Annotated in this window: 22 protein-coding genes; 5 read left to right on the top strand and 17 right to left on the bottom strand. The window is 69.3% G+C overall.

All coding sequences use genetic code 11. The annotated features are described in order from the left end of the window. Positions 1-293: 293 nt before the first annotated feature. Complete coding sequence (locus AL072_RS02795; protein ID WP_045581607.1) at positions 294-2,258, top strand: methyl-accepting chemotaxis protein; 1,965 nt, start codon at positions 294-296, stop codon at positions 2,256-2,258. A gap of 102 nt (positions 2,259-2,360) precedes the next feature. On the opposite strand, the gene AL072_RS02790 is transcribed toward AL072_RS02795, so the two are convergent. The 5 genes from AL072_RS02790 to AL072_RS02770 are packed head-to-tail and all read right to left on the bottom strand — an operon-like array spanning position 2,361 to position 6,596. Further along, positions 2,361-2,978 (bottom strand): cytochrome c3 family protein, encoded by a 618-nt coding sequence (locus tag AL072_RS02790; RefSeq protein ID WP_045581608.1) that lies wholly within the window; start codon positions 2,976-2,978, stop codon positions 2,361-2,363. Continuing rightward, positions 2,975-3,523, bottom strand: coding sequence for a nitrate reductase cytochrome c-type subunit (locus AL072_RS02785; protein ID WP_045581609.1), 549 nt, complete (start codon positions 3,521-3,523; stop codon positions 2,975-2,977). The genes AL072_RS02790 and AL072_RS02785 overlap by 4 nt, the downstream gene beginning before the upstream one ends. 11 nt (positions 3,524-3,534) lie before the next feature. Beyond that, positions 3,535-6,036: a nitrate reductase catalytic subunit NapA gene (gene napA, locus AL072_RS02780; RefSeq protein WP_045581610.1), complete on the bottom strand. Its 2,502-nt coding sequence runs from the start codon at positions 6,034-6,036 to the stop codon at positions 3,535-3,537. A gap of 51 nt (positions 6,037-6,087) precedes the next feature. Next, positions 6,088-6,354, bottom strand: a complete 267-nt coding sequence (locus AL072_RS02775) for a chaperone NapD (protein ID WP_045581611.1) — start codon at positions 6,352-6,354, stop codon at positions 6,088-6,090. A gap of 50 nt (positions 6,355-6,404) precedes the next feature. Beyond that, on the bottom strand, positions 6,405-6,596 hold the full coding sequence (locus AL072_RS02770) for a periplasmic nitrate reductase, NapE protein (protein WP_045581612.1): 192 nt from the start codon (positions 6,594-6,596) through the stop codon (positions 6,405-6,407). Positions 6,597-6,882: 286 nt separating this feature from the next. Between AL072_RS02770 and AL072_RS02765 the strand changes: the two genes are divergently transcribed. From AL072_RS02765 to AL072_RS02755, 3 genes are all read left to right on the top strand, one after another. Further along, positions 6,883-7,623 carry an MgtC/SapB family protein gene (locus AL072_RS02765; protein ID WP_045581613.1) on the top strand — a complete coding sequence of 247 codons (741 nt, stop codon included), beginning with the start codon at positions 6,883-6,885 and terminating at the stop codon, positions 7,621-7,623. A gap of 80 nt (positions 7,624-7,703) precedes the next feature. Further along, positions 7,704-9,857, top strand: a complete 2,154-nt coding sequence (locus tag AL072_RS02760; protein ID WP_045581614.1) for a sensor histidine kinase — start codon at positions 7,704-7,706, stop codon at positions 9,855-9,857. An 89-nt stretch (positions 9,858-9,946) separates the two neighbouring features. After that, positions 9,947-12,067, top strand: a complete 2,121-nt coding sequence (locus AL072_RS02755; protein WP_082108889.1) for a sensor histidine kinase — start codon at positions 9,947-9,949, stop codon at positions 12,065-12,067. Here the strand turns inward: AL072_RS02755 and AL072_RS02750 are convergent. The 5 genes from AL072_RS02750 to msrA form a co-directional block, all read right to left on the bottom strand. Beyond that, positions 12,061-12,675: a pyridoxamine 5'-phosphate oxidase family protein gene (locus AL072_RS02750; protein ID WP_144428125.1), complete on the bottom strand. Its 615-nt coding sequence runs from the start codon at positions 12,673-12,675 to the stop codon at positions 12,061-12,063. The genes AL072_RS02755 and AL072_RS02750 overlap by 7 nt on opposite strands. 10 nt (positions 12,676-12,685) lie before the next feature. Continuing rightward, positions 12,686-13,186 (bottom strand): DinB family protein, encoded by a 501-nt coding sequence (locus tag AL072_RS02745; RefSeq protein ID WP_045581615.1) that lies wholly within the window; start codon positions 13,184-13,186, stop codon positions 12,686-12,688. Positions 13,187-13,193: 7 nt separating this feature from the next. Next, positions 13,194-15,143, bottom strand: a complete 1,950-nt coding sequence (locus AL072_RS02740) for a DNA translocase FtsK (protein WP_045581616.1) — start codon at positions 15,141-15,143, stop codon at positions 13,194-13,196. Next, positions 15,140-15,706, bottom strand: coding sequence for a PAS domain-containing protein (locus AL072_RS02735; protein ID WP_052709961.1), 567 nt, complete (start codon positions 15,704-15,706; stop codon positions 15,140-15,142). Before AL072_RS02735 ends, AL072_RS02740 begins: the two co-directional genes overlap by 4 nt. Positions 15,707-15,869: 163 nt before the next feature. Continuing rightward, positions 15,870-16,511, bottom strand: a complete 642-nt coding sequence (msrA, locus tag AL072_RS02730; protein WP_045581617.1) for a peptide-methionine (S)-S-oxide reductase MsrA — start codon at positions 16,509-16,511, stop codon at positions 15,870-15,872. 206 nt (positions 16,512-16,717) lie between these two features. On the opposite strand from msrA, the gene AL072_RS02725 reads away from it, so the two are divergent. Then, positions 16,718-17,194 (top strand): hypothetical protein, encoded by a 477-nt coding sequence (locus AL072_RS02725; RefSeq protein ID WP_045581618.1) that lies wholly within the window; start codon positions 16,718-16,720, stop codon positions 17,192-17,194. A 21-nt stretch (positions 17,195-17,215) separates the two neighbouring features. On the opposite strand, the gene AL072_RS02720 is transcribed toward AL072_RS02725, so the two are convergent. From AL072_RS02720 to otsA, 7 genes are all read right to left on the bottom strand, one after another. Continuing rightward, the gene (locus AL072_RS02720; protein ID WP_082108890.1) at positions 17,216-18,172 is read right to left on the bottom strand and encodes a TrmH family RNA methyltransferase; all 957 of its coding nucleotides are present in this window, start codon (positions 18,170-18,172) and stop codon (positions 17,216-17,218) included. A gap of 46 nt (positions 18,173-18,218) precedes the next feature. Further along, on the bottom strand, positions 18,219-18,797 hold the full coding sequence (locus tag AL072_RS02715; protein ID WP_045581619.1) for a YqaA family protein: 579 nt from the start codon (positions 18,795-18,797) through the stop codon (positions 18,219-18,221). A 157-nt stretch (positions 18,798-18,954) separates the two neighbouring features. Further along, entirely contained in the window at positions 18,955-19,539 is a 585-nt protein-coding gene (locus tag AL072_RS02710; protein ID WP_045581620.1) for a YgjV family protein, read from the bottom strand. 297 nt (positions 19,540-19,836) lie between these two features. Further along, positions 19,837-20,976: an acyltransferase family protein gene (locus tag AL072_RS02705; RefSeq protein WP_045581621.1), complete on the bottom strand. Its 1,140-nt coding sequence runs from the start codon at positions 20,974-20,976 to the stop codon at positions 19,837-19,839. Positions 20,977-21,167: 191 nt separating this feature from the next. After that, entirely contained in the window at positions 21,168-21,551 is a 384-nt protein-coding gene (locus AL072_RS02700; protein WP_045581622.1) for a winged helix-turn-helix domain-containing protein, read from the bottom strand. A gap of 136 nt (positions 21,552-21,687) precedes the next feature. Continuing rightward, a complete protein-coding gene (locus AL072_RS02695) occupies positions 21,688-22,692 on the bottom strand; it encodes a glucokinase (RefSeq protein WP_045581623.1) in 1,005 nt (334 codons plus the stop codon). A 57-nt stretch (positions 22,693-22,749) separates the two neighbouring features. Continuing rightward, positions 22,750-24,159, bottom strand: a complete 1,410-nt coding sequence (otsA, locus tag AL072_RS02690) for an alpha,alpha-trehalose-phosphate synthase (UDP-forming) (RefSeq protein WP_045582567.1) — start codon at positions 24,157-24,159, stop codon at positions 22,750-22,752. Between the last annotated feature and the right edge of the window lie 289 nt (positions 24,160-24,448).

The raw sequence follows: 24,448 nt of genomic DNA, 5'->3' as shown, positions 1-24,448 counted from the left end.
TCCAAATCGATTCCGAATTTGCGTGATCCGATCCGGGCAGGAAGCCTTTTCACCTCGGCGGCGGCGTTCTTTTGCAATCCTACGCCCAAAAAGCGACGGCCGCTTAGACAATATCTCTGCTGAATCCTGCCGTTCTCCTAGAGCGAACCCTAAGGTGCGCCGCTTAGTAGTGCGCGATACAAATGGATTTGTCATTTCCCGGCAAAAAGACGGGCTTCCGGCTAAATCAGGCTCGTGGTCGCTCGGATCGGTTCGCTCGGTTTCGCAGCCGCCCAGCGAAAAAGGAGAGCGCATTGCTTCAGCTTCATTCCATTGCCGCAAGGCTCGTGGCGGCGATTTCCGTCGTCGCGGCCGGTACGGCTGCCATCCTCGGCGGTGTGGCCACCCATCAGCAGACCGCGTCCACCGAGCTCGCCCTGCAACGGGAGATGACGCTGCAATACGAGAGCGTCATCGCCGCCTTCGACTATGACGGGCGGACGATGTCGGCGGTATCGGCCATCGTCGCCGCCATTCCGCCGGTGCAGGACGCCTTCCAGCGTGGCGACCGCGATGCGTTGGGCGCGCTTCTCGGCCCGGCCATGGGCGCGGCCAAGGCGCAAGGCGTGGATGTCTGGGTGTTCAACAAACCGCCGGGCGTGGTGATCTACCGGGTGAACGCCCCCAAGGTGTTCGGCGACGACGTGTCCGGCCGCCGCCGGATGATCAAGGAGATTCACCAGAGGCACGAGCCGCTGATGGGGATCGAGCAGGGCCGCGAGACCCTGAACATCTTCGGCACCAACCCGATGACCATCGGGACCCAGTATGTCGGCGCGGTCGATGTCGGCACCGCCTTCGGCCCGGAGTCCATCAAGCGGATCACGAGCCGCTTCGCGGTCGATCTGGCCGTTCATCGCCGAGAGGGCGAAGGTTTCGCAACCATTGGCGCCAGCTTCGCGGAAAAGACGCTGGCGAGTCCCGATGAACTGGCCTTGGCCCTGTCCGGCGGAACGGTCATCCGCCGGGCGGACAAGGCGGGCCGCCCGGTGGCGATCTATCTCGGGCAGTTGAAGAACTTCGCGGGTGAGCCGGTCGCCATCATCGAACTGGTCAAGGACATCTCGTCCTTCGTGGCGGCGGAAACCGGCGCGCGCTGGGTCCTGCTGGGCAGCATCGCCGGGGTGCTGGTCGCCGGAGCGATCGTGGCGTTGGTCCTGGGCCGCGGCCTGTCGCGCCCGATCGACCGGCTGTGCGCGGCGATGGGGCGGCTGTCGGCGGGCGACACCGGCGCGGCGATCCCGGGGGATACCCGCCGGGACGAGATCGGCGCCATGGCCAGGGCGGTCGCCGTGTTCAAGGACAGCATGATCGAGACGGAACGCCTGCGCGCCCGAAGCGACAGCGACCGCAGGAACGCCGAGGCGGAGCGTAAAGTCATGATGGCGTCGCTTGCCGACAGTTTCGAGGCCAGCATGCGCGGCGTGGTGGATGCGGTCTCCAATTCCGCCGTGGAGATGCGGGGAGCGGCGCGGACCATGGTCACCACCGCCGACGACACCCGGCGCCAGTCGATGGCGGTCAGCCTGGCGTCCGACCAGACCTCTGCCAACGTGCAGACGGTGGCGACCGCGACCGAGGAGCTGTCGGCCTCCATCAGTGAAATTTCCCGCCAGACCGCCGAGGCGGCGCGGGTTGCCGGCGACGTCGCTGCCGACGGCCGCCGCACCGACGCCATCGTGTCCGGCCTCGCCACCGCCGCCCACCGGATCGGCGAGGTGGTGGCGATGATCAACAGCATCGCCTCGCAGACCAATCTGCTGGCGCTGAACGCCACCATCGAGGCCGCGCGCGCCGGGGAGGCCGGCAAGGGCTTCGCGGTGGTGGCGTCGGAGGTGAAGCTGCTGGCGACCCAGACCGGCAAGGCGACCGAGGACATCCAGGAGCAGGTGACCGCGATCCAGCAGGAGACCGAACGCGCGGTCTCCGCCATCCGAAGCATCTCGTCGCGCGTCGAGGATCTCACCGGCATCACCGCCGGCGTGTCCAGCGCGGTCGAGGAACAGGGGGCCGCGACGCGGGAAATCGCCCGCAGCGTCCAGCAGGCCGCCCAAGGCACGCAGGAGGTGTCCAGCACCATCGCCTCGGTGACCGAGGCGACCGATCAGGCCGGCGGCGCGGCGTCGCGGCTGCTGACCTCGGCGGACGAGGTTGCCCGGCAGTCCGACTGCCTGCGCGACGAGGCTGACCGCTTCCTCGCCAACATCCGGCGGGCCTGACGGGGACGGTCCGCCTCCGGGCGGGCATGAAAAATGAAAAAGGCCGCCTTTCGATGAAAGGCGGCCTTTTTCGTCATGGGGATGGCTTGGCTCCCGGCCCGCTTATTGCGCGCTGGTCTTCATGCTCCAGCCCGGCTCGACGCCGTGCATGTCGGGCAGGCGGTGGGCGATGCCCTTGTGGCAGTCGATGCAGGTGTTCTCGCCGGTGAACAGGTAGGTCTCGTGCATCTTCGCCGCGCGCGGGTTCTGCTTGGTGATGTCCATCGACTCGGCGCTGTGGCAGTTGCGGCATTCCAGCGAGTTGTTCGACTTCAGCCGCGCCCATTCGTGCTCGGCCAGCTCGCGGCGCTTGTCCAGGAACTTCTCGCGGGTGTCGATGGTGCCGAAGATCTTGCCCCAGACCTCCTTCGACGCCTGCATCTTGCGGGCGATCTTGTCGGTCCACTCATGCGGGACGTGGCAGTCCGGGCAGCTGGCGCGCACGCCCGAGCGGTTGGTGAAGTGGATGGTCTGCTTCAGCTCCTCGTAGGGATTGTCGCGCATCTCGTGGCAGCTGATGCAGAAGGCTTCCTTGTTGGTGGCCTCCAGCGCGGTGTTGAAGCCGCCCCAGAAGACGACGCCGGCGATGAAGCCGCCCAGCGTCAGGAAGCCCAGGCCGAAATGGACGCTGGGGCGGGCGAACAGCCGCCACAGGCCCAGGAATGCGGAGCGGATCGTCATTTCGCGCCGCCTTGGCCCTGGCCCTGGCTTTGGCCTTGACCTTGGCTATGCCCCAGGACCGCGTCGAAGTCGCGGAAGCTGTTGGGGACGATGGGCTGGGCGTCGGTCTGCGGCACATGGCACTGGGTGCAGAAATAGCGCCGCGCCGCCACCGTGCCCAGCGTCTGGCCGTCGCGGTCCTGGAAATGGGTGACCGACAGCATCGGCGCCTGCGACCCTTCGGTGTTCCGGCGGTCGTGGCAGGTCAGGCACTTGTTGATGTTCAGGTCGATCTGGTAGTCGCGGATCGCATGCGGGATCAGCGGCGGCTGGTCGGCGTAGTTGCGGGCGCGCTTCTGGTCGTCGGTGATCTCGCGGTGGGTCGCCTCGGCCGGGGCGTCCAGCGTGATTGGGTGGTTGGCGGAGGGAATTTTGATCCCCCCCACGGTGCCGGTGCCGGATTCGGCGGCGGCGACACCGGTGGCCGCGCCGGTGGCGAGGCCGGCGCTCAGGGCCGGGACGCCGGCCAGCAGGGCCAGCGCGGCAATCAGGAAACGGGTCTTCATGCCGGCTCTCCTCAGGCGTTCGCGACGGGCGTGATCTTGACCGCGCATTTCTTGTAGTCGGTCTGTTTGCTGATCGGATCGGTGGCGTCGAGCGTCACCTTGTTGATGAGGACCGTGTGGTCGAAGAAGGGGACGAAGACGAGGCCGCGCGGCGGCTTGTTGCGCCCGCGCGTCTCGACCCGCACCCGCACCTCGCCCCGGCGCGAGGTGACGCGCACCTCCTGGCCGCGGCGGACGTTCAGCTGCCTGGCGTCGTCGGGGTGCATGAAGACCACGGCGTTCGGGAAGGCCTTGCGCAGTTCCGGCACCCGCAGCGTCATCGAGCCGCTGTGCCAGTGCTCGATCACCCGGCCGGTCGACAGCCAGAACGGATAGTCGGCGTCGGGCGATTCGGCCGGCGGCTCGTAGGGCAGGGCGAAGACATTCGCCTTGCCGTCCTTGTTGCCGTAGAAGCGCATGCCCTCGCCCGCCTTCACGTAAGGATCGGAGCCCTCGCGGTAGCGCCACTTGGTCTCCTTGCCGTCGACCACCGGCCAGCGCAGGCCGCGCTCCACATGATACTGCTCGAAATCCGCCAGATCATGGCCGTGGCCGCGGCCGAAGGCGGCATATTCCTCGAACAGGCCCTTCTGGACGTAGAAGCCGGCCGCCTTGGCCTCGACATTGTTGTAGTTCGGGTCGAGGTCGGACAGCGGGAAGCGGTCGACCTGGCCGTTGCGGAACAGCACGTCGTAGAGGCTCTTACCGCGCAGCTCCGGCTTCTTGTTCAGCAGATCCTCCGGCCACACCTCCTCGATGCGGAAGCGCTTGGAGAACTCCATGATCTGCCACAGGTCGGACTTGGCACCGTCCGGCGCATCGACCAGCTGGCGCCACAGCTGGGTGCGGCGCTCGGCGTTGCCGTAGCCGCCCTCCTTCTCGACCCACATGGCGGTGGGCAGGATCAGGTCGGCGGCCAGCGCGGTCACGGTGGGGTAGGGGTCGGAGACGACGATGAAATTCTCAGGGTTGCGGTAGCCGGGGAAGGTCTCCTTCGCCGTGTTCGGGGCCGTCTGCATGTTGTTGTTGCACATGACCCAGTAGGCGTTGAGCTTGCCGTCCTTCAGCATGCGGTCCTGCTGGACCGCGTGGTAGCCGACCTTGTCGGGGATCGTCCCCTCCGGCAGCTTCCAGATCTCCTCGGCGTGTTTGCGGTGCTCGGGGTTGGTCACCACCATGTCGGCGGGCAGCCGGTGCGAGAAGGTGCCGACCTCGCGCGCGGTGCCGCAGGCCGACGGCTGGCCGGTCAGCGAGAAGGGGCCGTTGCCCGGCTGCGAGATCTTCCCCGTCAGCAGGTGGATGTTGTAGACGAGGTTGTTGGCCCAGACGCCGCGGACATGCTGGTTGAAGCCCATGGTCCAGAAGGACACGACCTTCACCTTGGGATCGGCGTAGAGCTCGGCCAGCGCCTCCAGCCGGTTCTTCGGCACGCCCGACAGCTCGTGCGCCTTGTCCAGCGTGTAGGGCTCGACGAACTTCGCGAACTCGTCGAAGCCGATCGGATCGGAGTCGTTGGCCTTGGCGGCGTTCTTCGCCTTCGCCTCCAGCGGGTTGTCGGGGCGCAGGCCGTAGCCGATGTCGTCGCGGCCGCGCTTGAAGTTGCAGTGCTTCTCGACGAACTCCCTGTTCACCCGGCCGGTCTTGATGATGTGGTTGGCGATGTAGTTCAGGATCGCCAGATCGGAGCCGGGGGTGAAGACCAGCCCGATGTCGGCGAGGTCGAAGCTGCGGTGCTCGAAGGTGGAGAGGACGGCGACCTTGCAGCCGGGATGGCTGAGCCGGCGGTCGGTGACGCGGGTCCACAGGATGGGGTGCATCTCCGCCATGTTGGAGCCCCACAGCACGAAGGCGTCGGCCTGCTCCATGTCGTCGTAGCAGCCCATCGGCTCGTCCATGCCGAAGGTGCGCATGAAGCCGGCCACCGCCGACGCCATGCAGTGGCGGGCATTCGGGTCGAGGTTGTTGGAGCGCAGGCCGGCCTTCATCAGCTTGGACGCGGCATAGCCCTCGTAGATGGTCCACTGGCCGGAGCCGAACATGCCGACGGCGGTCGGACCCTTCTTCCTCAGGGTCTCCTTCCACTTCTCGGCCATGATGTCGAAGGCGGCGTCCCAGCCGATCGGCGTGAACTCGCCCTCCTTGTCGTACTTGCCGTCCTTCATGCGCAGCAGCGGCTGGTTCAGCCGGTCCTCGCCATACATGATCTTGGAGAGGAAATAGCCCTTCACGCAGTTCAGGCCGCGGTTGACCTCGGCCTTCACGTCGCCGTGGGTGGCGACGACGCGGCCGTCCTTGACGCCGACCATCACGCCGCAGCCGGTGCCGCAGAAACGGCAGGGCGCCTTGGACCAGGTGAGCCTGGCGCCTTCGCCGGTGAGGATGTTGGCGGCCGAGGCCGGCAGGCTGATTCCGGCCGCCGCGGCGGCGGCAGCGGCGGCTTGCGCCTTCAGGTAATCGCGGCGGGACAGGAACATGACAGGAAGACTCCAGGTTCGGAGAAGGTCGGGGGACGGGAGAGGCGCCGGTCAGGCCGCGTCGATCGCGTCCGCGGGTTCGTAATGGTGGTAGACCATGGTGGTGCTGTGGACGCCGGGGACGGCGTTCAGCAGGGCGATGCGGTCCACCACCTCGGCGGCGCTGGCGGTGACCAGCGTCACCACCGCCTTGCCGTTCTCCGCCGCGCACCAGTCCAGCCCGGCGACGGTCGCCGCCGCCGCGCGCACCGCGTCGGTGCGGTCGGGGCTGTGCTGGATGACGAGGCTGGAGATGTGGATCTCGGGAGCGCGGGGCATGGCGGGGAACCTCGGGAGCGGAAGGCTCGGTGCGTGGGGAGGCTGACGCCTCAGTGCGTGAGGATCTGGTAGATCCAGATCGAGAAGCCGTAGGCGGAGACGGTGCCGACGGCGATCAACGGCCAGACCAGCACCGCCAGCCACAGGAACATCAGCCCTTCGGCCCGGCGGGTCGGGGCCGGCGCGAAATCCTCCGCCTTGCGGTCGGACGGCTGGGACAGGGAGGGGTTGGTCGGCCTCATGGCGGCACTCTCGGTCGGAGCGGGAACGGTTGAGACGGTACCAAAGGATGATACTATGGTACCGGTTTTCGGCCCTTAGTATCGATACTTTCCGGTGGTCTGGAATTGACCCACGTCAAGTGGGGGCGTTGCCGGCCTGTGACCGAATGGCGCCTCGCACGGAGCGGGCGGCCGGTGCCGGGGCGCGGCAAGCTGGAGCCCGGCCTTGCCGTGCCCGGCGATCGGGGCCAGGATCGGTTCCGAAAGAGTGGCTGGGAACGGATCCCGGCCTGGAACGGGACACGCCATGGACGTGCTGCTCTCCTACTGGTCGCCGGCCGCGCTGGCGACCAACGGCCTGATCCTGCTGCATCTGCTGGGGGCGCTGGCGGTCGGGCTGCTGCTGGGCTACGAGCGCAGCTTCCACGGGCGGGCGGCGGGGATGCGGACCTATGGGCTGGTCTGCCTGGCATCGGCCGCGCTGACCGTGGTCAACGCCTATCCCGCCATGTGGTTCGGCGGCATGGGGGGGAGCGGTCATGGCGCCGTCCCTGGAATCAGCGATCCGACCCGGGTGATCCAAGGCATCGTCACCGGCATCGGATTTCTCGGCGCCGGGGTGATCATGCGCGAGGGGCTGTCGATCCGCGGCCTGTCCACCGCCGCTTCGATCTGGGCGACATCGGCCATCGGCATCGTCATCGGGCTCGGCTTCTATGCGGTCGCCATCGCCGCCGCCCTCCTGACCATCCTGGTGATGAGCCTGCTGCGGCCGATCGAGCGGCTGCTGCCCCACCGGTCGGTCATGCATCTGACGCTGGTCTTCAGCCGCGACAAGGCGCCGTCGCCGGAGGATTTGCGGGTCGAGGCCAGGAAGCAGGGATTCGAGGTGGTCGACTGGGCCTTCCATCTCGCCAACGGCAGCGGCCTGTTCGAATGCCAGCTGGTCCTGCAGGGCAAGGGCGATCCCGATCCGATGGAGCTGGTGCGTTCGCTTGGAACCGCCGATAGCGTGGTTGGGTTCAAGCTGTCGCCGTCGAGAATCTGACGCGACGGCGGGCCCGGGAGGAGTGGCCCGCATACCTGTTTAATCATTTCCTAAAACTTTAACCTTATCGACCGCTGACGATGACGAAGGACGCGATCATCGGCCGGCAGGGCGGCCAACCGGCCGGACATGGTGCCGGCGGCGGTGGGCGGCGGCGGAAGCCGGTGCCCGCGGCACCGCTGGATTCCCGCGTCCATTGCTATTCCGGGCGTACTCTCCGGCGTCCGGGCGTCCTTGTCCTCCTGATCTGCGCGCTGCTGCCATGGCTTGCCGGTGCGGGCAATGCATCGGCGAGTGGGGCGGCCGACGGGCAGGTCGAGCCGCTGCGGCTGGAGGCGGCCACGGCCGGCGCGAGCCTTGCCGGCCATTTCGCCCGGCTGGTCGATCCGGAGCGCAAGCTGGACTTCGCCGACGTCCTGAAGGCCGACGCCGCCGGACGGCTGGAGCCGCGGGCCGATTTCCGCGGCGTCGGGCAGACGCGCGACATCCACTGGTACCGCTTCGACCTGCTGCGCCCGCCCGGCGCGCCGGCCGAGTGGATCCTGGAGATGGGCGAGGCCTACATCGATCATCTCGACCTGTTCGTTCCGAAGCCGTCGCCGTCGGGGCGCCCGCCGGAGGGAGCCGAGGGCTACCGGCTGGTCCGGCTGGGCGATTTCGTGCCGTTCAGCCAGCGGCCGTTGAAGACCCGGCTGCATGCCCTGGCGCTGACCCTGCCGGAAGGGCGGCCGGTCTCGCTCTATCTGCGGGTCGATTCGGTCAGCGCCATCCGCCTGTCGGCGCGGATCTGGACGCCCGCCGCCTATATCGCGCACCAGGGCGCCGACCTGCTGTTCCAGGGGCTGTTCCTGGGCGTGCTGGGCATCCTGGCGCTGGGCTATGTCGCGCTGGGGCTGCTGCTGCGCGACGGGGCGCTGCTGGCCTATACCGGCTATGTGGCGACGGTCTTCGTCTATTATCTGTTCGCCAACGGCACCGCCGCCGTCCTGCTGCCCGACCTGCCGGGCTGGGCGTTCAACCTGGCGGTCGGCGCCAGCGGCTTCCTCGGCTTTTCCGCCGCGCTGGTCATGTGGGTCCATATCCTCGACCTGCGGACCCATGCGCCGCTGTTGGGCCGCTGCTACCGGGGGCTGGCCCTGCTGGTGCTGCTGGCGGTGCCAACGACGGTCACCCCGCTCTACGCCCTGACCAACCCGGCGGTGACGCTGTCGGCGTTGGCGGTCGTGGTGATCGCGCTGGCGCTGACCGCGCGGCTGGCCTGGCTCACCCCCGGCGATCTCAGCCTGCGCTTCTATCTGGCCAGCACGCTGGTGTCGCTGAGCGGGCTGACGGTGGCGCAGCTGATGCTGCGCGGCGTGCTGCCGGCCGATTTCGCGATCGCCGATCCCTATCAGGTCGCATCGATGCTGGCGGTGCTGGTGCTGGGCGTCGGGCTCGCCCTGCGCATCGGCCGGCTGCAGGCCGAACGGCTGCGGGCGCGCGAGGAGTCGGCCTTCGCCACCAAGCGGGCGGAAGAGCAGCGCACCTTCGTCGCCATGCTGTCGCACGAGTTCCGCGCCCCGCTCGCCAACATCGACAGCGCGGCGCAAATGATCGCGCTGTCGGGCGCCGTCGCGGTGCCGTCGGCGCTGAACCGCCTGGAGCGCATCCGCGTCACCACCCGCAAGATGGCCGAGCTGGTGGACCTGTTCCTGTCGGCCGACGCGCTCGACCAGGGCGCGCTGGCGCTGAAGCCGGAGCCGGTGCGGCTCGGCCAGCTGATGGAGGAGGCGCTGGGCGGGCTTGAGGAACCGGAGGAGGAAAGCCGGCTGGCCGTGGCGGTGGATGCGCCGGACCTGCCGCTGCGGGTCGATGCGCCCTTCCTTGGGGTGGCGATCGGCAACCTCGCGCAGAACGCGCTGCGCTACTCCCCGCCGGAGTCGCCGGTGCGGGTGACGGCCGGGGAGGATGGCGAGGGCTGGGTGGTCGTCCGCGTCGCCGACCGGGGCCGCGGCATGAGCGCGGAGGAGGTGGGGCAGATCGGGTCGATCTATTTCCGCGCCGCCTCCTCGCGCGGGACCAAGGGTGCCGGGCTGGGCCTCTACATGACGCAGAAGATCGTCGCCGCCCATGGTGGGACCCTGACCGTCGAGAGCGTGCGCGGCGAGGGGTCGGTCTTCACCATCCGGTTGCCTCCGACCGCTGGAACGAACGGCTTCGGTTCTCCCGGTCCGGCCGGGAACAAGTCCGGGTAAACCCATCCCTTTCGGCCGATGTGCTCTTGGCGTAAGCTCCGCCGCGTTTGGCGGGGAGCACGATCATCAGCCGGGACGGCCGACGGGACATGCCGCATGCGATTTCGGGACCGGACCGGGGACCGGGACCGCATGGTCATGCGCGCCTTTTTCCCTGGGCGTCCGTCCCGATCCTGTGGCTGCTGCTGTGGGCGCTGGCGGGTTCGGCGGCATGGCCGGCGGCGGCGCAAGCCCCCGGCCCCCCGGCGGCAGAACCGCTGCGGCTGGAGGCGGCCACCGGCCGGACATCGCTGGCCGGACATTTCGCCCGGCTGGTCGACCCAGACCACGCGCTGACCTTCGCCGACGTGCTGCGGGCCGATGCCGAGGGGCGGTTCGAACCGCAGACGCTGTTCCGCGGCGCCGGGCAGACCCCCGATGTCCATTGGTACCGTTTCGACCTGCTGCGGGAGACCGGCGCGCCGGCCGACTGGATCCTGGAGCTGGGCGAGGCCTACATCGACCATCTCGACCTCCATGTTCCCGCCTCCCTTGTGCCCGGCCCCGCCGCGTCCGGCGGGGCGGCGGGCTACCGGGTCATCCGCATGGGCGATTTCGTGCCGTTCAGCCAGCGGCCGATGCGGTCCCGGCTGCACGCCACGCCGCTGACCCTGCCGGAAGGCCAACCGGTCTCGCTCTATCTCCGCGTCGAGTCGGTCAGTTCGATCACCCTGCGCGCGGCGGTCTATGCGGTGCCGGCCTTCGCCGGCTACCAGATGACCAACCTGCTGTTCCTGGGCCTGTTCTTCGGCGTGCTGGCGATCCTGATGGTGGGCTATGTGGCACTGGGCCTGCTGCTGCGCGACGGGGCGCTGCTGGCCTATACCGGCTATGTCGCCAGCGTCTTCATCTTCTACCTGTTCTCCAGCGGAATCGGGGCGCTGCTGCTTCCCGACATGCCGGGCGAACTGACCAACCTGCTGGTCGGCGGCAGCGCTTTCCTCGGCGTCGCGGCGGCCGCCGGCATGTGGGACCGCATCCTCTCGCTGCGGGTGCAGTTCCCGATCCTGCACCGCATCTATGCCGGCATCCGCTGGATGGGAATCCTGGCCGTGCCGACGGCGATGTCGCCGGCCTATTCCATCACCAACCCGGTGGTGCTCACGGTCGCCAGCCTGTCGACCGTGATCGGGGCCGCCCTGTCGGTCCGGCTGGCGGTGAAGAACCCGGCCGATACGAGCGCGCGCTTCTACGCCGCCGCCGCGCTCGCCGCCGTGGCCGGCCTGACGGTGACGCAGTTCACCGTGCGCGGGACCCTGCCGGTGGACCTGATGTTCGCCGATCCCTATCAGTTCGCCGTGCTGGTGTCGGTGCTCTGCCTCGGCTCCGGCCTCGCGCTGCGCATCCGCCGCCTGCAGGTGGAGCGGGTGCGGGCGCAGGAGGAATCGGCCTTCGCCACCAAGCGGGCGGAGGAGCAGCGCACCTTCGTCGCCATGCTGTCGCACGAGTTCCGCACCCCGCTCGCCTCGATCCAGGGGGCGGCGCAGATGATCGAGCTGTCGGGTGAGGTGAGGACGCCGTCGACGCAATCGCGCGTCCGCCGCATCGTCGAGACGACCCGGCGGATGTCCGACCTCGTGGAGCTGTTCCTGTCGGCCGACGCGCTGGACCAGGGGGCGCTGGCGCTGAAGCCGGAAAGCGTGCCGCTCGACCTCGTGATGGACGAGGCGCTGGAGGGGTTGGAGGGGCTGGCCGGCACCGACGGCGAGCCGCGGCTGGCGGTGACGGTCGGGACGCCGGACCGGCCGGTGCGGGTCGACGTCCCTTTCCTGGGGGTGGCGGTCGGCAATCTGGTGCGCAACGCGCTGCGCTACTCCCCGCCCGACACGCCGGTGCGGGTGGCGGCGGGGGTGGCGCCCGGGGTGGTGTCGGGGGCCGCGGGGGGCGAACTGGTCATCCGCGTCGCCGACCAGGGCCGCGGCATGAGCCCGGAGGAGGTGGAGCGGATCGGCTCCATCTATTTCCGCGCCGCGTCCTCGCAGGGGACCAAGGGGTCGGGGCTGGGGCTGTACATGACGCAGCGGATCGTCGCTGCCCATGGTGGAACCCTGACGGTGGAGAGCGCCGTCGGCACCGGATCGGTCTTCACCATCCGGCTGCCCGGCGTCGGCGGAGAGGAGGCCGGAACGGCGACGACCGGTACGGCGGCCGGCCGCCTGCCTGCTCAGTAGAGGGTCTTGGGAAGCCGCTCGGCCAGCGACCGCTCATAGGCCTCGCCGCCCTCGCGCCCGGCGCTGGCCTCGGCCAGCAGCGTCCCCACCGAGGGCAGGGCGGCGCGCGGCACCTGCGCCGCCGGATCCCACAGGCGGGAGCGCAGCAGGGCGCGGGCGCATTGGAAGAACACCGAGTCGATGGCGACCACCAGCACCGATCTCGGCGCCTTGCCGTCGACGGCGAAGCTGTCGCACAGATCCCGGTCGGCGTCGATCGTCGCCCGGCCGTTGACGCGCAGCGTCTCGTTCATCCCCGGCACCAGGAACAGCAGCCCGACCCGCGGGTCGGCCAGGATGTTGCGCAGGCTGTCGATGCGGTTGTTGCCGCGGCGGTCCGGGATCAGCAGCGTGCGCTCGTCCGCCACCCGGACGAAGCCCGGCCCGTCGCCGCGCGGCGAGGCATCCAGGCCGCCCGGCCCGCTGGTGGCGAGGATCAGGAAGGGCGACGCCTCGATCAGCCTGCGGTAGCCGGGGGTCAGCGCCGGCACCTCCTTGGCGAGGGAGGGGGCGGCCGGCTCGCCATAGAGCGCCTCCAGCATGGCAAGGTCGGCGACCGGCCGGCTCAACGGGAGGCCCTCATCGCGATTCGAGCAGGAAATAGACGAAGTCGAGCACCGGCGTCTTCAGCCCGAACTGGCTCAGCAGCGAGTGCGCCTGCCCGCGGTGGTGGGTCTGGTGGTTGAAGACGTGCGTCATCACCTGGGCGAAGGGCAGCTCATGGGGGACGCCGGCGGTGTTGCGGTAGGCGAGGATCGTCTCGAACCGCTCCGCCGGGGTGGCGGCGACCACGCTCAGGATGCGCTCGTCCTCCGCCTCGCGGGCGGTGCGCAGGCCGGCGAAATCGTGATGGAGGATCTCGTCGAGCGAAGAGGGTTTCGGCCCATGCCCCTCGATCCGCTCCAGCCACAGCCGGTCGGCGACCAGGATGTGGTTCAGCGTGCCGCACAGCGAGCCGAAGAAGGCGCCGCGGTCCTCGACGAACTGTGCGTCGGTCAAGGGTGCCGCGGCCTCGTAGAGCCGCCGGTTGGCCCAGCGATTGTAGCGGGCGAGGGTCTCGAAATGCGGCTTGGGGTCCATCGCTCTCTCACACTCCCGCGCGTTTGGCCGACAGGCCGGCGTGGGACAGCAGCACCTCGCGCTTGCCCTGGTGGTTGGCCGGGCCGACCACGCGCTCGGTCTCCATCCGCTCGACCAGCCGGGCGGCGCGGTTGTAGCCGATCTGGAGCTGGCGCTGGATGAAGCTGACCGACACCTTGCCCTCGCGCACCACGAGGTTGACCGCCTGCATGTAGAGGTCGTCGCCGGTGGCGCCCGAACCACCCTCCTCGTCCTCCACCGCGGCGGCTTCCTCCTCCTCCTCGGTGATGGCGGTGACGTAGTTGGGGGCGCCCTGCGCCTTGACGTACTGGACGATCTCCTCGACCTCCGAATCGGAGACGAAGGGGCCGTGGACGCGGGTGATGCGGCCGCCGCCCTGCATGTAGAGCATGTCGCCCTGGCCCAGCAGCTGTTCCGCCCCGGCCTCGCCCAGGATGGTGCGGCTGTCGATCTTGCTGGTGACCTGGAAGCTGATGCGGGTCGGGAAATTGGCCTTGATGGTGCCGGTGATGACGTCGACCGAGGGACGTTGCGTCGCCATGATCAGGTGGATGCCGGCGGCGCGGGCCATCTGGGCGAGGCGCTGGATCGCCGCCTCGATCTCCTTGCCGGCGACCAGCATCAGGTCGGCCATCTCGTCGACGATGACGACGATGTAGGGCAGCGGCGTCGGCTCCGATGGGGTCAGGTCGAAGACATTCTCCGGTTCGCCGGGCGGGGTGGCGCGGCGCGGCATCTTCTCGCCGGCGGCGATCATCTCGGCCATGCGGGCGTTGTAGCCCTCGATGTTGCGCACGCCGAGCTTGGACATCGCCTCGTAGCGGCTTTCCATCTCGCGCACGGCCCAGCGCAGGGCCACCACCGCCTTCTTGGGGTCGGTGACGACGGGGGTCAGCAGGTGCGGGATGCCGTCATAGACCGACAGCTCCAGCATCTTGGGATCGACCATGATGAAGCGGCAGCGCTCCGGCGGCAGCCGGTAGAGCAGCGACAGGATCATGGTGTTGATCGCCACCGACTTGCCCGAGCCGGTGGTGCCGGCGACCAGCAGATGCGGCATGCGGGCTAGGTCGGCCACCACCGGTTCGCCGCTGATGTCCTTGCCGAGCGCGATGGCGAGCTGGGCGCCGGTGTTGCGGAAGGCGTCGTGGTCGAAGCTCTCGCGCAGATAGACCATCTCGCGCACCGGGTTCGGCAGCTCGACGCCGATCACGCTGCGGCCGGGAACGATGGCGATGCGGGCGGTGACCACGCTCATCGAGCGGGCGATGTCGTCGGTCAGGTTGATGACGGTGGCCGACTTGGTGCCGGGCGCCGGCTCGAACTCGTAGAGGGTGACGACCGGGCCGGGCCGCACGTCCATGATCTCGCCGCGGACGCGGAAGTTCTTCAGGACGGTTTCCAGCATCCGCGCATTGCGGGCCAGCACAGCCTCGTCATGCTGCTGCACCGGGCGCGGCGGCGGGGTCTGCAGCAGGGAGACCGTCGGCAGCGAATAGGTCGCCGGATCGTTGGCCGGATCGGTGGCCGGGGCCGCGGCGGCCGCGGGCGTGGAGACGGGGGCGGGCGCGGGCGCGGCGGCTTGGGCCGTTTCGGGGACTGGGGCCGGCACCGGGGCGGGCGCCGCCTCGCACGGGGCGGCGGCCTCGGGCTCGGCCGGTTCGCGTGCCTCGTAGGCCCATTCGACGCCTGACAGGAAGGCGAAGCCGGCGACCACCGCCAGCGCCTCGTCCGACAGGTTGGTGGAATAGACGGTGCCGGCGCGCGGCGTGCCGGGCAGCACCTCGACATCCCACAGCGCGCGGCCGTCGGACCGCGGGTTGGGCACGAGGTTGAAGGGGCGGCCGTTCAGCGCGCACCACAGATTGAACTCGTCGGCGGTCACCACGCCCGCCTGGGTGGGCGGGGCGGCGAGATGCGGCATACGCGGGGTCATGCCGAGGCTCCCGGCTTCTGAACGGTGAGGGGGACCGGACCGGAGGAGGCGCCGGGCGCCGGGGAGTGCCCTGGGGAGTGCCCCTGGGAGTGAACCGGCGGTCTGGCCGCCAGTTCGCGCGGCGTCATCTCGTAGGCGGCGACCAGCAGCTTGTCGATGCTGGTGCCGTCGCTGGACATCGGCAGCACCAGCCGTTCGAAGCTGCGGGTGCGCCCGCCGAAGACGGCGGTGTGGACACGGGCGACGGGCAGCCGTTCGCGGCGCACCGTCTCGTATTCGGGCTGGAGCACGGCGCGCTGTTCCGGCGGCAGGTCGTCCAGCGTGGCGCCCAGGCGCGACTGCCCGAAGGCGGCGACCAGCGCCCGGCCGTAATAGGAATAGACGAAGGTGCCGGATTCCTCCCCGATCACCTCGAACACGACGATGTTGTCCTTCCACGGCCGCAGGTCGGCCGGGGCGATGCTGCTGGGGACCGGCGGACGGCCGGCGACGGACTTGGTGAGCCAGAATTCGAGCAGGCCGCTGAGATACGGCGTCGCCAGCTCGGTTCTTTCCTTGGTCATGACAATCGCAGCTGGACGGGCGGCGCTCCAGCGGTCGGGTGCCGCCGGAGCTTTCAAGAGCCGCCCGAACCATACCCGCAAGCGCCGGTGCGGCGCAACCGCAAGGGCTTAGCCCGAACGGTCGCCGGACGGCGGAGCGATGCCCGGATCGACCGGGCCTTCATCATGCGGCGCAGGTGACGCCGGTGCCGCCCAGGCCGCAATAGCCGTTGGGGTTCTTGGCCAGATACTGCTGGTGATAGCCCTCGGCGAAATAGAAGGGCGGCGCGTCGCGGATCTCGGTGGTGACCGGGCCGTAGCCGGCCTCGGCCAGCCGCTCCTGGTAGGCGGCGAGGCTCGCCTCCGCCGCCGCCCGCTGGGCCGGGCCGTGGGTGTAGACGGCGGAACGGTACTGGGTGCCGACGTCGTTGCCCTGGCGCATGCCCTGGGTCGGGTCGTGCGATTCCCAGAAGACGCGCAGCAGATCGTCGGCCGTCACCATCGCCGGGTCGTAGACGACGCGCACCGCCTCGGTATGGCCGGTGCGGCCGGAGCAGACCTCCTCATAGGTCGGGTTGGGGGTATGGCCGCCCTGGTAGCCGACGGCGGTCACCCAGACGCCGGGAACCTGCCAGAACTTGCGCTCGGCCCCCCAGAAGCAGCCGAGTCCGAGATCGAGCACCTCCAGCCCCGGCGGATAGGGCGGGGTCAGGCGGTGGCCGTTGACATGATGCTGCCCGGGCACCGGAAGCGCTTCGCTGCGGCCGGGCAGTGCCTCTTCCGGTGTCGGCAGCGTCGCCGGCTTGCGAAGAAAATGCCCCAGCATGGTCGGGTCTCCCATTGATGACGGTCCTTCGGATCGGTGACGATCCTTCGGAGGAACCCCTTATGTCGGGTCGCGGCGGGGCTGCGGCAAGGTGGCGCAGGCGGCGGCGCTGCCGCCGGAAGCAAGCCCGCGGAATGGACCTTTGCGCGGCCTTGCGCGTTTGACTTCACAACCCGTGAGGATCTTTGGATAAGGAGACCGCCATCATGGCCAGCGCTGCCCCCGGCACCACCACCGCCGACACCCGTCTCGTCGAGTCCCTGATCGACCAGGGCCGCCGCACCGGCAACCGCCTGAGCGCCGAGGCGCTGGGCGCCATCCTGCCGGTGGACAGCATGACGCCGGAGGAAACCGCCGCCGTGATCGAGCGGGTCGAGGCCGCCGGCATCGAGGTCGAGCTGGACGATTCCCGCCTGATGCATGGCCGCCCCAACCCGGCGCTGGCCCGTCCGGCCGGCGACTATCGCCGCGGCGACGGCGTGGTCGACATGGCCAGCCCGGCGGCGCCCGCGGTGTCGGCCCCCGGCGCCGCGCCCTCGCGCCATGGCTGGGCCGACGACATCGCCGACGGCCATGCCGGCGGCCATGGCAAGGCGCCGACCTGGCAGCGCAACGGGGTGGAGATGCTGCCGCTCGCCTCGGTCGCGGTGGTTGCGGTCGTGCTGATCGCCCTGCTGGGATAGCGGGTCCGGAATGGCGGAGGCTCAGCCGGCCGCCAGGGCGTGGATGAGGATGGCGGCGGTGGCGGCGACGTTCAGCGACTGGACGCGCCCGCTGCCGGGGATGGTCAGCACCGCGTCGCAGGCGGCGAGCGTGGCCGGCGGGATGCCGTCCTCCTCGTTGCCGAGCACGACAATGGGTGGTTTGGCGGCGGGTGGTTTGGCGGCGGGTGGTTTGGCATCGCTCTGGCCGGTTCCGCCGGTCCGCCAGCCGGTGAGCGCGCCGGCGTCGACCGTCGGCCGGTTCTGGTCCAGCGCGGTGCCGAACACCCGATGGCTGGCGCGCAGCAGTTTCAGCAGGGCCGGCAGGGCGGGTGCCCGTTCCAGCGCCACCCACTCGAACCCGCCCTCGGCGACGCGGTAGGCGGCTTCCGATGGCAGCGCCTGGCCGGGATGGTCGGAGACCAGAACGCGGGGCAGGCCGAAGAAGGCCGCGGTGCGCAGGATGGCGCCCAGATTGTGCGGATTGCCGATCCCGTCCAGGATCAGCAGCGGTTCGGGGGCCCGCCGCGCCGCCTCCGCATCGAACAGCGGCAGCGTCCGCGGCGCCATCAGCGCCACCACCCCGCCATGCAGCACGGTGCCGGCGACCTTTGCCAGTTCCTCGGCCTCGACCATGCGGTAGGGCTTGCGGGCTGCCGCCATCGCCTTGCAGTAGGCTCCGACCGCCGGCTTCAGCCGCTCGTCGAAGAACAGGCGCTCGACACGGTCCGGTTCATGGGCGAACAGGGAGGAGACGGCAGCCAGCCCGGCGACGCGGAACAGCTTGCGCGTTTCGGATTGGGACGGGGCCTGGGCGGTTTGGGCAGAGTCGCGGTCGGCCGGACCGGGAGCGGACGGGCCGCGCCTGGAGACGGGTTTGGTGCCTGGATGCTGGCCATGTTGCTGGCCGGCTGGCTGGCGGGCGCGGTCGGAGTGGGGCGGGCGCCCGCGGGGAGGCATGGAAATCCTGTCCTGTCGGCCTGCAATGGCGGATTGCGATGGCGGGTTACAGCAGCTTCACCACCAGGAAGCCGCCGATCAGCGCCACCGCGAAGACGCTGGTGACCAGGGTCAGCCGCTTTTCGATGAAGGCGCGGATCGGCGGGCCGAAGAAATACAGCAGGGCGGCGACCAGAAAGAAACGCATCGACCGCGAGATGATCGAGGCGCCGATGAACACCCACAGCGGCAGATGGGCCACGCCGGCGGTGATGGTCAGCAGCTTGTAGGGGATGGGCGTCATGCCCTTGATGATCAGGATCTCGGCCCCGTACTCGACGAAGGTCAGCCGCAGCTGCTCGAACTTGTCGGTCAGGTGGTAGAAATCGATGACCCAGCGGCCGATCGTCTCGTAGAGGAAATAGCCGATCATGTAGCCGGCGATGCCGCCGACCACCGAGGCCAGCGTGCAGATCGTCGCCAGCCTCCAGGCCGCCTGCCGGTTGGCGATGATCATCGGCACCAGCAGCAGATCCGGCGGCAGCGGGAAGAAGGAGCTTTCGGCGAAGGACACGCCGGCCAGCCATTTGGTCGAATCCTTCGACGCCGCCTTGGCCATGGTCCAGTCGTAGAGACGCTTCAGCATGGATGGGCCGCCCTTCGTCGCTGCCGTTGCGATGCACGCGCTTCTTTTAGGCGGGACGGTGCCGGTGCGCCAGTGCCCAATTCGATCGCCCCCGGACTGGGCGGACCCATCCGGAGGCGGTAGCTCCTTCCGGTTCGCCCGGCCGTCCGGCCTCGGGTCAGGCGGCGGCCAGCCCGCCGGACGTCGCATTGGCGTTGGCGGCGGGCGCGGTTGCCGCCGCCGGCAGGGCGGCCTTGCGGCGCTCGCTGCGCAGGCGCAGCAGGTTGGCGGCGGCGGCGAAGGCGTCCGACGCCATGGCGAAGGGGGACATCACCAGCGCGTTGTGGCTGACCCAGAAGGCGCCGGCGACCAGCAGCAGCAGGCGCATGCGCAGCGCGTCCGACTGCCAGCGCGCCAGCGTCGAGAAGGTGATGCCCAGGCTGGACAGCGCCGACGGCAGGCCCGACCAGGTCAGGGCGGCGATGGCCGCGATGGCCGGCACCGTGGCGGCGAAGACCGCGGTCTGCCAGCGGTTCCGCCCCTCCGGCATGGCGGCCAGGGCCTGCACCACCACCAACAGGCACAGCGCCGCGGCGGTGTGGGCACCAAGCAGCACATAGTGGGTGATGAACATCAGGTTGGTCGCGGCCTGCCCGGCCAGCAGCGAGCGGCGCTTCTTCATCAGCGGCCACAGGCACGAACCGGCGAAGGCGGCTGCGCCGAAGGCATCGGCGGCGGTGAAGGGCAGCGGAAGGGACAGCATGGCGGGGCGGGGTGCTCGGGTGGTGAGGGGCAGGGCATGCCGATGCGGCGCCGCGGCTGCGGCCCGTCTGGGTATCGAATGGCCGGATGCTGGATCGGGTCTGGTCGGGAAAGGCGTCTGTTGCCGATCGGTCACGCTGGCGCCGGGCTGCAACAGAGCCATATGTACGGCGCCGCGCCGCCCCGCGCCACCGGACTTCCCGTTGCCCAGGGCTGCACCGCATGCATGGAAGAAAAAGCGGACGGCAGGGCTTCGGTAAGTTTTGCCGATACTTCGCGGACCGCCCTGTCCCGTCGATCAGGCGGCGATGGCCGGCGACGGCCGTGCCGCGTCGAGCATGTAGGTCTTCCGCATCTTCATGAACGGCTGTTCGATCGCGTGGAAGGTCAGCGCCGACAGGGCGATGGAGGCCGGCAGCACGACGGCGGTGCAGACCAGCAGCGCATTGACATGCGGGTTGGGCACCAGCGTCAGGGCGCCGATGTGCTTGGCGACCTGGGTGATGACGATGAAGTTGGTCAGGTAGATGGAGTAGGAGATCGAACCGACATAGGCCGCGGCCATCGACAGGATGCGGGAGCCGGGGATGCGGACCGACAGGCAGGTCACGACGACCAGCGCCCAGCCGCAGGCCTCGATGGTGGGCCAGACGGTCTTCCAGGTGGCGATCACCGGATAGCCGCCGGCCCGATGGAAGATGGTGACGACGGCCAGCATCAGCAGGCATGACGGAAGGAAGGCGCGGCCGATCCATGGGACGATCCGCGGATCGCTTCCATGGCGGCGCAGGGCGACGGCGGCGATCATGCCGATCAGGAACTGGTCGATGCGTCCGACGATCGTCCAGTAGGCGACCGCGCGGGAGTTGGCGCCGAACTGGTCGGCGACGAGACGATAGACCAGGGCGCACAGCACCATCAGCATCAGCTGGCGGCATCCCTGGCGGTTCAGGATCGACAGCAGGAACGGAAAGATCAGGTAGAACTGGAACTCGATCGCGACCGTCCAGAACAGGCTGGTCGCCACGCCGTAGGTCGCCTTGTTCCCGGCATTGAGGAAGGGGATCGCCATCTCGACGATCCTGCCGGGATCGACGGCGTCCGGGTGCATGGCGATGCCGACAAGAAGAAGCCAGGCATAGAGCGGGTAGATCCGCAGCAGGCGGTTTCTCAGGAAGCCGGAATAGGCGACCTCGCGGCCGTTCGCGCCCCATGTGAAGATGAAGCCGGACAGGACCATGAAAAGCGCGACGCCGGTGTGCCCCTCGACCACTATCGCCAGAAACGGATTCTTCGTGTGAATCCAGCCCTCGACCTGGCCCCCGCCGGGCGACTGGGGAAGCAGCTGGAGCGAGTGGTAATACAGGACGATGAGCGCCGCAAAGGCACGGAGATGGTCGAGCCGTGGAAGATAGGCGATGTTGACGGATTTGGTCATTGCGGCGCACTACAACTTTTTATTGTTAATGCAAGGCGTGCTCTACCCGGAGTCGCGTGCGGGGCGCTCCTTGACCGGTCCTGCCGGTATCGGCACGCCGCGTCAGGTTGTTCTTCGAGATGGCAGGAAGTGTCAAGCCGTCGCTTGCGCGGCTTTGCCGGGCAGGCGCGGGCGAAGCGGGCAGGGAGGCGTCAGGACGGGCTGCCGTCCCCCTTCGCCTCCGTCTCCGTCTCCGCCTCCGTCTTCAGCGTTTCGTCGAGCCAGCGCAGATGGGGCTCGGCGGCCTTGCGGGCCTCTTCCTGCACCTGGCGGTAACGGGCGACGACCTCCTGGCCGAGCGGGGTCAGGCCGGCGCCGCCGCCCTCGCGGCCGCCGACGCTGGTGCGGATCACCGGCTCGCGGAAGGCGGTGTTCATCGTTTCCACCAGGAACCAGGCGCGGCGGAAGGTCATGCCCAGCGACCGCGCCGCGGCGGAGATCGAGCCGGTGCGGTCGATGGCCTCCAGCAGCGCGATCTTGCCGGGGCCGATGGCGCCCGACGGGTGCAGGAAGCGGACACGAAGGTCGGTGGCCATGGCGTTCCGTTGCGATCCGAAAAAGGAATGGCAACAACCATGTGGGGCCGGCCCCGCCGGTTCAAGCCTCAAACCTGCCCGGATCGGATCGCGTAGAATCGGAATCGATTTGAAGCGTGGCTCCGATCGCCAACCTCTAGTCCGCCCCTGCCGCCTCCGCCAGCCCGAGGAAGGCGGGCAACTCGTGGGTGATGACATAGGTCGGGGCGGGGGCCAGGAAGTCGCGCATGCGGCCCTTCTCGACGAAGCGTTTGCGGAAGCGGGAATGGGTGAAGAAAGCCCCCAGCTTGGGCACCACGCCGCCGGCGATGTAGACGCCGCCGCGCGCCCCCAGCGTCAGGGCGAGGTTGCCGGCGACGGTGCCCAGCATGGCGCAGAACATCTCCACCGCCTCGACGCAATGGGGCTCGCTGCCGGCCAGCGCTGCGTCGGCGATCCGGGCGGGGCCGAGCGCAGCCGGCTCGCGGCCGTCGAGGATCGACAGCGCCTCGTACAGGTTGACGATGCCCGGCCCGGACAGCACCCGCTCGGCCGAGACATGCTCGAAGCGCTTGCGCAACTGGCCGAGCACGGCGCTCTCGCGGTCGCTGACCGGCGCCATGGTGACATGGCCGCCCTCGCCCGACAGTGCGGTCCAGCGTTCGCCGGCGCCGGGCACCAGCCCCGACACGCCGAGCCCGCTGCCCGGCCCCAGCACCGCGACCACCGCGCCCGGCTGCGGCGTGCCCTCGCCGATCTGGCGCCGGTCCTCCTCGGCCAGCCGCGGCACCGACAGGGCGACGGCGGTGAAGTCGTTGATCACCGCCAGCCGGTCGAGCCCCAGCGCGTCGCGCACCCGGCCGGTCGAGAATTCCCAGACCAGATTGGTCATGGCGACATGGTCGCCGGTGACCGGCCCGGCCACCGCGAAGGCGCCGCGCCGCGGCCGGCCGGGGGTGCCGGGCGCCGCCAGACCGACCGCCGACAGATAGGCGGTGGCCGCGTCGTCGATCGAGGCGTAGTCGGCGCAGCGCAGCACCCGGGTGTCGCGCACCTGCCGCCCGTCGATCAGGCCGAAGCGGGCATTGGTGCCGCCGATGTCGGCGACCAGGATGGGAGAGCCGGCGGGAGCAGCGGGGGTGGGGGCGAGATCGGTGTCCATGGATCCGGGTCTGCGGTGGGGTTGCGGGTCTGCGATAACGGCGGGATGAGCGGATGCTCAGGTGACCGGAAAGTCATACGGTGCGCGGGTCAGCGCGTCCACATAGCTTTCCCGCCACCAGCCGATGTCGTGCTGCCGCAGGGTCCGCATCAGTGCGGCGTGGCGTTCCTTGCGCTCGCCCAGCGGCATGGTCAATGCCCGTTGCAGGGCGTCGCCGACACCTTCGATGTCGAACGGGTTGACGATCAGCGCCTCCCCCATCTCCTGCGCCGCGCCGGCGAACTGCGACAGCACCAGCACGCCCGGATTGTCGGAGTCCTGGCAGGCGACATATTCCTTGGCGACCAGATTCATGCCGTCGCGCAGCGGCGTCACCAGCCCGACATTGGCCAGCCGGTAGAAGCCGGCGAGCACGCGCTGGCCGAAGCTGCGGTTCAGGTAGCGGATCGGCTGCCAGTCGAATTCGGCGAAGCGGCCGTTGATGCGGCCGGCCATCTCCGACAGCTCGCGGCGAATGGCGATGTATTCCGGCACGTCCTCGCGGCTCGGCGGGGCGACCTGCAGGAAGGAGACGCGGTTGCAATGCTCCGGGTAGCTTTCCAGCAGCTGCTCGAAGGCGGCGAATCGCTGGGGCAGGCCCTTGGAATAATCCAGCCGGTCGACGCCGATGATCAGCCGGCGCCCGACCAGGCTCTCGCGCAGCCGTTCGGCCTGGCGCGAGCGGCCGGCGGTGCGGGCCAGGCTCTCCAGCGCCTCGGTGTCGATGCTGATGGGGAAGACCTTGGCCAGCAGGGTGCGGCCGAAGGCGCGGATCGTGGCGCTGCCGTAGGCGCCGCGCTGTTCGACGGTGCCGTCGGTCTCGGTGCGGATGTAGTCGCAGAAGCCGCGCATGTCGGTGGCGGTGTGGAAGCCGACCAGATCGTAGGCGCACAGCTCGCGGATCAGGTCGCGGTGGTTGGGCAGGGCGGTCAGCAGTTCCGGCGGGGGAAAGGGCGTGTGCAGGAAGAAGCCGATGCGCTGCGAACAGCCGCGGCGGCGCAGCTCGTCGCCGAAGGGGATCAGGTGATAGTCGTGGACCCAGACCATGTCGTCGGGGCGCAGCAGCGGTTCCAGCTTGTCGGCGAAATAGGCGTTGACCCGTTCATAGCCTTCGCGCGTCCGCCGGTTCACCGAGATCAGGCCGAGCCGGTAATGGAACAGCGGCCATAAGGTCTGGTTGGCGAAGCCGTTGTAATATTCCTCATGGTCGCGGCGGCCGAGATCCAGCGTGGCGTAGGTCAGCTTGCCCATCTCCGTCCTGGTCGGTTCCGCCTGGGACTCGCCGTCGACGACGTTTCCGCTCCACCCGAACCAGATGCCTCCGGTCTTCTTCAAGGCCGCCAGGATTGCGACGGCGAGACCGCCGGCCGCCTGCTTGCCCTCTTCCATCAGGGCCACCCGGTTGGATACGACGACGAGCCTGCTCACGATGTTCTTCTCCTTATTGGCCGCCGGCGGGGCGTTTGCGCGGTCCCGAGGGGCCGGGCTGCCATGGCGGTGGTCCATGGCGGAGTCCCGGCTCGGGACAGCTTTGAAACGACCGTCGGCGGGCTTGGTTCCGAAAACCGGACACCGGTCCGGAGCGTCGGACCGGAAACTCGGTCCAAAGTGCCGGCCATTCCTGCCCATTCGGTCAGGCCACCCCGCCTTCGGTCATTGTGCGGTGCAGCGAGACTGCTGGGGCTCTATCCGGTTCGCACTACCTCCACTTCTGGTA

The sequence above is a fragment of the Azospirillum thiophilum genome (assembly GCF_001305595.1).
In the GTDB taxonomy this organism is placed as follows: domain Bacteria; phylum Pseudomonadota; class Alphaproteobacteria; order Azospirillales; family Azospirillaceae; genus Azospirillum; species Azospirillum thiophilum.
This window is presented reverse-complemented; position numbering and strand designations above follow the sequence as displayed.